1 protein-coding gene is annotated in these 246 nt (G+C 74.4%); it reads right to left on the reverse strand.

What is annotated here, in order from left to right; all coding sequences use genetic code 11:
• Positions 1-87: 87 nt before the first annotated feature.
• On the reverse strand, positions 88-246 hold a 159-nt coding region (locus tag ACGFW6_RS45185; RefSeq protein ID WP_393523636.1), incomplete at its 5' end, for a uroporphyrinogen-III synthase.

The raw sequence follows: 246 nt of genomic DNA on the forward strand, positions 1-246 counted from the left end.
GAGGACGAACGATTCAGCCCCTGCGGCGTTCGGGGAGCGGGGGTCGAGGGGGCACAGCCCTCTGACGGCGCCCCACCCCCGCACCCGTCACGTCGTGGACCGGCGTCGCCGGGCCCCCGGCCGCCGCAACCCGAAGTCCGCCAGCGCCTCGGCCAGCTTGTGCACGGACGGCTCCGGAGCCATCACGTCCACCCGCAGCCCATGCTCCTCGGCGGTCTTCGCGGTGGCCGGACCGATACACGCGAT

Source organism: Streptomyces sp. Y7, from assembly GCF_043195415.1.
GTDB lineage: Bacteria > Actinomycetota > Actinomycetes > Streptomycetales > Streptomycetaceae > Streptomyces.